The sequence below is a fragment of the Burkholderia sp. SJZ089 genome (assembly GCF_007828315.1).
Classification (GTDB): domain Bacteria; phylum Pseudomonadota; class Gammaproteobacteria; order Burkholderiales; family Burkholderiaceae; genus Burkholderia; species Burkholderia gladioli.
In genome coordinates, this window is sequence record NZ_VIUM01000017.1 from 166,629 (window position 1) to 175,614 (window position 8,986).

Sequence of the window (8,986 nt, forward strand, 5' to 3'; positions counted from 1 at the left end):
TCGAGTGACGAGGCGCGAATCGCGCAGCAAAACAAAAAACGGATGCCGAAGACAGGCTTCGGCGAACCTCGGGAGCGAGGTTAGCGCGACCAGCGACGCCAGGGCCAGGCTCCCCGGTCGATGCTGCTCAGACTCCGTTTTTTGTTCAGAAACATGCGGATGGAAGAATAAATCAGAGGGTTCGCTCGACGGCGTTGTGCGCGGTAATCACCTGCGCCGCCTCGAGCAGCGAATCGACTATACCATCCGAATTTATCGTTTGTATAGCTTTGCCGTGGTTGTAGCCATAGGGCACCGTCAGCGTCGCCAGGCCCGCCGCGCGGCCCGCCAGCGCGTCGTTTTCGGAGTCGCCGATCGCCACCGCCAGCGCCGGTTCGACGTCCAGCCGCTGGCAGGCGCTCAGCATCGGCAGCGGATCGGGCTTCTTGCGGGGCAGGCTGTCGCCGCCGAGCACCACGCCGAAATAGCCGTCGAGCCGGTACTGCGCGAGCAGCTCGAGCGCGAAGCGATGCGGCTTGTTGGTGACGCAGGCCAGCGCCAGGCCGGCCGCGCGCATCGCGGCCAGGCCGGCCTCGACGTCGGGGTAGAGCCGCGTGTGGCGGCCGTTGATGGTGGCGTACTCGGCCTGGTAGATCGCCAGCGCCTCGTCGAAGCGCGCCTGCGCCTCGGCTTCGGCCAGGCGAGGCTTGAGCACTTGGACGATCAGGTTTTCCGAGCCCTTGCCGACGTAGTGCATGACCTCGTCGCGCTGCGTGCCGGGCGCGCCGATCCGCGCCAGCATCGCGTTGAGGGCGGCCGTGAAGTCGTCGACGGTATCGATCATGGTGCCGTCGAGATCGATCAGGGCGGCAGCCAGCCGCGGCGAGGCGAAACGGATCGACGCGCTCATCGCCTCAGCCCTTCGCGACGCCGGCCAGGGCCGTGCGCATCTCGTCGATCACCGCCTTGTAGTCGGGCTTGCCGAAGATCGCCGAGCCGGCCACGAAGGTGTCCGCGCCGGCTGCCGCGATCTCGGCGATGTTGTCGACCTTCACGCCGCCGTCCACTTCCAGGTGGATCTCGCGGCCGGTGCGCTCGCGATAGGCGTCGATCTTGGCGCGCGCCTCGCGGATCTTGCGCAGCGCCTCGGGAATGAAGGACTGGCCGCCGAAGCCCGGGTTCACCGACATGATCAGGATCAGGTCGAGGCGATCCATCACGTGGTCGAGGTAGTGCAGCGGCGTGGCCGGGTTGAACACCAGGCCGGCCTTGCAGCCGTGGTCCCTGATCAGCGACAGGGTACGGTCGATGTGATCCGAGCCCTCCGGGTGGAAGCTGATCACGTTGGCGCCGGCCTTGGCGAAATCGGGGACGATCCGGTCGACCGGGCGCACCATCAGGTGCACGTCGATCGGCACCTGCACGTGCGGGCGGATCGCCTCGCAGACCAGCGGGCCGATCGTCAGGTTCGGGACGTAATGGTTGTCCATCACGTCGAAGTGGATCCAGTCGGCGCCGGCGGCGACCACGTTGCGGACTTCCTCGCCGAGACGGGCGAAGTCGGCCGACAGGATGCTGGGAGCGATACGGAATTGCGTCATGGCGGTAGGGGGACGTGCTTATGCAAAAGCGCCATTCTACCGCCGCGGGCGGCCCCGGCAGGCCGCGCGGTTGCGGGCGGGGGCCGCATCAAGCAGAATGCCGAACCAGTGCGGGCCGCCCAGGCGGCTGCCCGCGCGGCGCCGGATCGTGGGCGCCGGTCGACCTTCGAAGCGGGATTGCCATGAGCCAGTATGAATTCAGCGTGTCGGTGAAGACGGCGTATCTGCCGGAACAATCCGACCCGGAACGCCGTCAATACGCATTCGCGTACACGCTGACGATCGTCAACACCGGTCAGGTGGCCTCGCAGTTGATCGCGCGGCACTGGGTCATCACGGACAGCGAACAGAAGGTTCAGGAAGTGAAGGGACTCGGCGTGGTCGGCCACCAGCCGCTGCTCAAGCCGGGCGAGCAATTCGAGTACACCAGCTGGGCGGTGATCGCCACGCCGGTGGGCACCATGCGCGGCGCGTATTTCTGCGTGGCCGAGGACGGCGAGCGCTTCGAGGCGCCGGTCGCCGAATTCGCGCTGCACATGCCGCGCACGCTGCACTGAGGGCGCGGCGCCGCGTGCTTACGGGCGGCGCGGCGGATCGTCGGGGCGCGAGCGGGCCTTCTTCTTGCCGGATGCGGTCCAGAGCACGATGAAGATCAGCAGGCCGAGCGCCAGCAGCGATTCCAGCGCGAAGATCAGCATCGGGTATTCGTCGAACAGATCAGACATGGCGGTTTCCATCAAGTACGAACATTGTAGGCGGTTCGGGCCGCGGCTGGCCGCCTGGGCCGTCGCGATCGCGACGGCGGCGCTGCTGGCCGCCTGCGGCAGCGCCCCGGTGCGGCATGCCGCGAAGCCGCCCACCGGCACGCCCATCGTGCCGGGCCAGGTGGCTGCCGAGCGGCTCACGCCGGTGGCCTGGCGGCAGGTGCCGGGCTGGGACGACGATACCCTGATCGGCGCGACCATCGCGCTGCGCCAGAACTGCACGCGGCTCGCGCGCGCCGCCAACTGGCGCCGCGCCTGCGAGGCCGCCGAGCGGATCGACGATCTCGACATCACCGGCGCGCGCAGCTTCTTCGAGACGTATTTCACGCCCTATCAGTTCTCCAATACCGACGGCACGCTCGATGGCCTGGTGACCGGCTATTACGAGCCGCTGCTGCGCGGCTCGCGCGTGCGGCGCGGGCCCTACCAGACCGCGCTGTATCGCTGGCCGGCCGGCTATCGGGCCGGCAGCGCCATGCCGGCGCGTGCCCAGCTCGAGCGCTCGGGCGTGCTGAACGGCAACGAATTGGTGTGGGTCGACGATCCGATCGAAGCCTTCTTCCTGCAGGTGCAGGGCTCGGGGCGCGTGGTGATGGACGACGGCAGCGTGATGCGGGTCGGTTTCGGCGGCACCAACAACCAGCCCTATCGCTCGATCGGCAAATGGCTGCTCGATCGCGGCGAGCTGAGCGCCGGGCAGGCCACCATGCAGGGCATCAAGGCCTGGGCGCGCGCCAATCCCTCGCGCGTGGACGCCCTGCTCGACACCAATCCGCGCTTTGTGTTCTTCCGCGAGATGCCGTCCAGCGAAGGCGCGCCGAACGGCGGCGCGGACGGCCCGATCGGCGCGCTCGGCGTGCCGCTGACGGCGGAGCGCTCGATCGCCGTCGATCCTTCCTTCATTCCGCTGGGCACGCCGGTGTTCCTGCAGACCACGCGGCCGCTCACCAATACGCCGATGAACCGGCTGGTGTTCGCGCAGGATACGGGCTCGGCGATCAAGGGCGGCGTGCGTGCCGACTACTTCTGGGGGCTCGGCGATGATGCGGGCGACCTGGCCGGCCGGATGAAGCAGGTCGGGCGGATGTGGCTGCTGCTGCCGAATTCCTGAGCGACGCGGGGGCGCCGGCCCCCGCCCTCAGTGAACCCCGGCGATATCCCTTCCTTCAGCGGCGCTTGTCCACCACGCGCCGTGCCTTCCCCACCGAGCGCTCGATGCCGTTGACCGGCAGCACCTTGACGATCGCCGTGACGCCGATCAGGGCCTTGATGTCATAGGCCAGCGCCTGGCCGGCCGCGTCGAGCAGGGCCGTGGCGGCATTCCGGTGCGGGCACGGCTCCACGTTCAGCGTCATCACGTCGAGCGGCCCTTCCCGGGTCAGCACGATCTGGTAATGCGGCGCGAGCACGGCCTGCTTGAGCAACTGCTCCTCGATCTGCGTCGGGAACACGTTCACGCCGCGGATGATCATCATGTCGTCCGAGCGACCGGTGATCTTCTCCATGCGCCGCATGCTGCGCGCCGTGCCCGGCAACAACCGGCTCAGGTCGCGCGTGCGGTAGCGCACGATCGGCAGCGCCTCCTTGGTCAGCGAAGTGAATACCAGTTCGCCGAGCTCGCCGTCGGGCAGGACCTCGCCCGTCAGCGGATCGATGATCTCGGGGTAGAAGTGATCTTCCCAGATGGTCGGGCCGTCCTTGGTTTCGGCGCATTCCGAGGCGACGCCCGGACCGATCACCTCCGACAGGCCATAGATGTCGACGGCGTCGATGCCCATGCGCTGCTCGATCGCCGCGCGCATCTCGTTGGTCCAGGGCTCCGCGCCGAAGATGCCGATCCGCAGCGACGAGGCGCGCGGGTCCAGCCCCTGCCGTTCCATCTCGTCGGCGATCGACAGCATGTAGCTGGGCGTGACCATGATGATGTCGGGCCGGAAGTCCTGGATCAGCTGCACCTGCTTCTCGGTCTGGCCGCCGCCGAAGGGAATCACCGTCAGCCCCGCGCGCTCGGCGCCGTAATGCGCGCCCAGGCCGCCCGTGAACAGGCCGTAGCCGTAGCTGACATGCACCTTGTCGCCCCGGCGCGCGCCCGCTGCGCGGATCGAGCGCGCCACCAGGTTGGCCCAGGTGTCGATGTCGCGCGCGGTGTAGCCGACCACGGTCGGCTTGCCGGTGGTGCCCGACGAGGCATGGATCCGCGAGATCCGCTCCTGCGGCACCGCGAACATGCCGAACGGGTAGTTGTCGCGCAGGTCGCTCTTGGTCGTGAACGGGAAGCGCGAGAGATCGGCGAGCGTCGTCAACTGGTCGGGATGCACGCCGGCCTCGTCGAACTTGCGGCGATAGACGGGCGAGTGCTGGTAGGCGTGGCCGAGCGACCATTTCAGGCGTTCGAGCTGCAGCGCCTGGAGTTCGTCGCGACTGGCGGTCTCGATCGGCTCGAGCGGAAGGGGGGCGTTCATCGATGTCTCCATGCGTCTTTATTGTGGTTCGCTCGGGTGCCTCGCGGCCCGCTCAGGTGCCGGGGCCGTCGGCGGGGATCACGTTGCCGGCGATGCGGGCCGACTTGCCGCGAAACATCGCCACCGTCTCGCCGGCCCGGTTCGTCACGCGGATATCGTAGATGCCGTGCCGGCCGGCCAGGGCCTGCTCGACAGCCTCCGCCGTCAGCACTTCGTTCTCGAACACGGGACGCAGGAATTCGATCGAGCAGCCGGCCGCCACCGTGTTCAGGTTGCGCGAATTGCAGGCGAACGCGAAGGTCGAATCGGCCAGCGTGAAGATCAGGCCGCCGTGGCAGGTGCGATGGCCGTTCAGGAATTCCGGCCGGACCGTCATGCGCATCCGCGCGTGGCCGGGGCCGACCTCGACGAGTTCGATGCCGAGCGCGCGCGTGCAGGCATCGGCGGCGTACATCGCGTCGGCCGCGGCGCGGGCGAGGGCGCCGGCCTCGGCTGGGGTATCGGCAGCGGCGGGCGTGGTGGCATCCATCTCAGCGCCCCTCGAAGCGCGGTGCGCGCTTGGCGATGAAGGCGGCCACGCCTTCCGCGTAATCGTGCGACTGCCCGAGCCCGCGCTGCAGGTCGCGTTCGAGGTCGAGCTGCGCGTCGAGCGGCTGGCTCATGCCGGCGCGCATCGCCTGCTTGATGGCGGCGATCGCGCGGGTCGGCTGGCGGGCGAGTTCGGTCGCCAGCGTGGCGGCGGTGGCCGCCAGCGCCTCGTCGTCGACGGCGCGCCAGATCATGCCCCAGTCGGCGGCCTGCTCGGCGCCGAGCTTGTCGCCCGTCAGCGCGAGCCCGAGCGCCCGCGCGAAGCCGACCCGCTGCGGCAGGAACCAGGTGCCGCCTGAGTCGGGCACCAGGCCGATCTTCACGAAGGACTGGATGAAGCTGGCCGATCTGGCGGCCAGCACCAGGTCGCAGGCGAGCGCGAGGTTCGCGCCGGCGCCGGCCGCGATGCCGTTGACGGCGGCGATCACGGGCAGCGGCAGCGCCTGCAGGCGACGCACGAGGGGATTGAAGTGCTGGTCGATCAGCGCGCCCAGGTCGGTTGGCGCGCCGGGCGTGCAGTCGAGGTCGGCGAGATCCTGGCCGGCGCAGAAGCCGCGGCCGGCGCCGGTGAGGATCAGCGCGCGCGCGTGGCTGGTCTCGGTTTCGTCGATGGCCGCGGCGAGCTCGGCGTGCATCGCGCGCGTGAAGCTGTTGAGCTTGTCGGGACGATTGAGCGTGATCGTCGCGACCTGGGTGGCCGCGTCGAACGCGAGGCGGATCGTGTCATACGGCATCGGGTGTCTCCTCCGGTAAGGCGGATGGCCGGTGGCTGGCACCGGCCCGGATGCGGTTGGACGGCGGAATTCTTCTATCTATGGGGATGCGGTTTCAGGCGGCGCTGGTTTCTGCGCGCGGCGCGACGTGCACGCGGCTCTGCACCACCCGGAAGCGGTTGGCGACGAAGGCCGTGTCGGCCAGCGCCGCATTCGCGGCCGGGTTCGCGCCGGTGCCGTGGAAATCCGAGAACGCCGCGGACTGGTTCACGAACACGCCGCCCGTCAGGTTGATCGAGAGGGCGACGCCGCCGCGGATCGCCGCCTGGTAGGCGCCGTCGATGATCTTCTCGTCCGTGCTGTAGACCGAGAGCGTGAGCGCGCCGCACTCGGCCGCGATGCCGCCGGCCAGGTCGAGCGACTGCGCGGTCGAATCGGTGGCGATCACGAAGGCGATCGGGCCGAACCATTCGCGCGTGTAGTTGCCGCGCTCGCTGGCGTCCAGCTGGATCAGCAACGGTGTGCGTACGCGCGCCTGCGGATATGCCGGATGTTCGAGTGTCTGGCTGTCGACCAGTATCTTGCCGAGTCCGCGTGCCTCGTCGATGCGGGCGGTCACGCCGTCGTTCTGGATCGCCCCCAGCAGTTCGACCGCCCGCGCCGGATCGGCACACAGCTTCTGCACTGCGCCGGCGATCGCCTGCGCGACTTCGTCGAAGCCGACGCGGCCCTCGGGCGTCTGGATGCCGTCGCGCGGCACATAAATATTCTGCGGCGCGGTGCACATCTGGCCGGAATAGAGCGCGAGCGAGAACGCGATATTGCGGGCCGCTGCCTTCAGGTCGTCGGTCGAATCGATCACGATCTGGTTGACGCCGGCCTTCTCCGTATACACCTGGGCCTGGTGGGCATGACGCTCCAGCCAGTCGCCGTTCCTGGTGCTGCCGGTGAAGTCGATCAGGCGAATCTCGGGGCGCACGGCCAGCGACTGGACCAGGGCACCGTCGTCGGGATCGGTGGCGAGCAGGGTGACGATGTTCGGATCGAAGCCGGACTCGCGCAGGACTTCGCGGGCGATCCTCACGGTGATCGCGAGCGGCAGGATCGCGCCCGGGTGAGGCTTGACGATCACCGTATTGCCGGTGGCGAGATCGGCGAACAGGCCGGGGTAGCCGTTCCAGGTCGGGAAGGTGCAGCAACCGAGTACCAGGCCGGTGCCGCGCGGCACGATCGTGTAGCGCTTGTGCATCGCGAGCGGCGGGTTCTTGCCTTGCGGTTTTTCCCAGTGCGCCTCGGCCGGAACTCGGCGCAGCGCGTCCCAGGCGTAGGCGACGGCCTCCAGCGCGCGATCCTGGGCGTGCGGGCCGCCGGCCTGGAAGGCCATCATGAAGGCTTGCCCGGTGGTATGCATCACCGCATTGGCGATCTCGAAGCTGGCGCGGTTGAGCCGGGCCAGGATCTCGAGGCTCACACCGATCCAGGCGCTGGGTCCGGCGGCGCGCCATCCTGCCTGGGCGGCAGTGGCCGCCGCGATCAGTTCGTCGGGCGAGGCTTGCGGGTAACGGATCCCGAGCGGAAAGCCGAACGGCGACACCTCGGCGCCGAGCTTGCCGCCCGAGGCCGGTTGGTCGAGTTCGAAGGGTTTGTCGAGCTGGGCGCGGAAGCTCGCCTCGCCGTCCGCTGCCGCGCTTTCCCCGTACACTTTGGGACTCGGCATTTCCGCGAACGGGCTCCAGTAGGCACGGGTTTCGATGGCTGACAGCGCTTGTTGCAAGGTGGCTTCGTGCTTCGAGAACAAGGGGTGGGTCATGACGTCGGCCTGATGGGATGTGGAGGAGTCGGTCGTACTGGCGCAATTAATTAACCGACCGGTTGGTCGGCAAATGTTAGCATTGTTCTCCGCGTGTGTGCGCGGTGAGTGGCGTTTCTTTGATCGAGGAGAAATCGATGGATTACCAGAATATCCTGGTGGAGACTCGGGGGCGTGTCGGCCTGATCACGCTGCATCGTCCGAAGGCGCTCAACGCGCTCAACGATGCGCTGATGGACGAGCTCGGCGCGGCACTGAAGGCCTTCGACGCCGACGAAGGGATCGGGGCGATCGTGCTGACCGGCAGCGAGAAGGCGTTCGCGGCCGGCGCCGACATCGGGATGATGGCGAACTACTCCTATATGGATGCCTACAAGGGCGACTACATCACGCGCAACTGGGAGACGATCCGGCAGATCCGCAAGCCGATCATCGCGGCGGTGGCGGGGTTCGCGCTGGGCGGTGGCTGTGAGCTGGCGATGATGTGCGACATCATCATCGCCGCCGATACGGCGAAGTTCGGGCAGCCCGAGATTCGGCTCGGCGTGATGCCGGGCGCGGGCGGCACGCAGCGCCTGCCGCGCGCGGTGTCGAAGGCCAAGGCGATGGACATGTGCCTGACCGCGCGCTTCATGGAGGCGGAGGAGGCTGAGCGGGCCGGGCTGGTGTCGCGCGTGGTGCCGGCGGCGTCGCTGCTCGACGATGCACTGGCCGCGGCCGCGACGATCTCCGAGTTCTCCCTGCCGGCCGTGATGATGGTGAAGGAGTCGGTGAATCGTGCGTACGAGACGACGCTGGCGGAAGGCGTGACTTTCGAGCGGCGCCTGTTCCATTCGACGTTCGCTACCGAGGACCAAAAGGAGGGAATGGCGGCGTTCGTGGAGAAGCGCAAGCCGGTGTTCAAGCATCGCTGAGCGCTTCGGGCGACGAGTGGATCGTCTCGTTTTTGCGTGTTTCCTTTTGCGATCAAAGGCTTGCCATGAAGGGCGCCGCGCGAGCGGCGCCCTTCATGCATTTACTTTGCGAAAACGCTTGCAGGAAGGCGATGGGCTGCTTAGAATCACGCCTC

General features: G+C 68.1%; 10 protein-coding genes. 3 read left to right on the plus strand and 7 right to left on the minus strand.

The window, feature by feature from the left end:
• Window positions 1–172: 172 nt before the first annotated feature.
• The 3 genes from FB600_RS28065 to FB600_RS38095 are packed head-to-tail and all read right to left on the minus strand — an operon-like array spanning window position 173 to window position 1,837.
• Entirely contained in the window at window positions 173–889 is a 717-nt protein-coding gene (locus FB600_RS28065) for a phosphoglycolate phosphatase (RefSeq protein ID WP_105820770.1), read from the minus strand.
• A gap of 4 nt (window positions 890–893) precedes the next feature.
• A complete protein-coding gene (rpe, locus tag FB600_RS28070) occupies window positions 894–1,580 on the minus strand; it encodes a ribulose-phosphate 3-epimerase (RefSeq protein WP_013696529.1) in 687 nt (228 codons plus the stop codon).
• The gene (locus FB600_RS38095; RefSeq protein WP_096749794.1) at window positions 1,577–1,837 is read right to left on the minus strand and encodes a hypothetical protein; all 261 of its coding nucleotides are present in this window, start codon (window positions 1,835–1,837) and stop codon (window positions 1,577–1,579) included. The genes rpe and FB600_RS38095 overlap by 4 nt, the downstream gene beginning before the upstream one ends.
• Here FB600_RS38095 and apaG point away from each other — a divergent pair.
• A complete protein-coding gene (apaG, locus tag FB600_RS28080; RefSeq protein ID WP_013696530.1) occupies window positions 1,763–2,137 on the plus strand; it encodes a Co2+/Mg2+ efflux protein ApaG in 375 nt (124 codons plus the stop codon). The genes FB600_RS38095 and apaG overlap by 75 nt on opposite strands.
• 88 nt (window positions 2,138–2,225) lie before the next feature.
• Window positions 2,226–3,455, plus strand: a complete 1,230-nt coding sequence (locus FB600_RS28085) for a murein transglycosylase A (protein WP_096749793.1) — start codon at window positions 2,226–2,228, stop codon at window positions 3,453–3,455.
• Window positions 3,456–3,510: 55 nt separating this feature from the next.
• Here the strand turns inward: FB600_RS28085 and paaK are convergent, their stop codons facing one another.
• From paaK to paaN, 4 genes are all read right to left on the minus strand, one after another.
• The gene (gene paaK, locus FB600_RS28090; RefSeq protein WP_047837641.1) at window positions 3,511–4,806 is read right to left on the minus strand and encodes a phenylacetate--CoA ligase PaaK; all 1,296 of its coding nucleotides are present in this window, start codon (window positions 4,804–4,806) and stop codon (window positions 3,511–3,513) included.
• Window positions 4,807–4,858: 52 nt separating this feature from the next.
• A complete protein-coding gene (gene paaI / locus FB600_RS28095) occupies window positions 4,859–5,335 on the minus strand; it encodes a hydroxyphenylacetyl-CoA thioesterase PaaI (protein ID WP_013696533.1) in 477 nt (158 codons plus the stop codon).
• Between the two features lies 1 nt (window position 5,336).
• Entirely contained in the window at window positions 5,337–6,128 is a 792-nt protein-coding gene (gene paaG / locus FB600_RS28100; protein ID WP_145757695.1) for a 2-(1,2-epoxy-1,2-dihydrophenyl)acetyl-CoA isomerase PaaG, read from the minus strand.
• Between the two features lie 94 nt (window positions 6,129–6,222).
• A complete protein-coding gene (paaN, locus tag FB600_RS28105) occupies window positions 6,223–7,917 on the minus strand; it encodes a phenylacetic acid degradation protein PaaN (protein ID WP_098154578.1) in 1,695 nt (564 codons plus the stop codon).
• A 137-nt stretch (window positions 7,918–8,054) separates the two neighbouring features.
• Between paaN and FB600_RS28110 the strand changes: the two genes are divergently transcribed.
• Complete coding sequence (locus tag FB600_RS28110; protein ID WP_025100540.1) at window positions 8,055–8,831, plus strand: enoyl-CoA hydratase; 777 nt, start codon at window positions 8,055–8,057, stop codon at window positions 8,829–8,831.
• Window positions 8,832–8,986 lie beyond the last annotated feature (155 nt).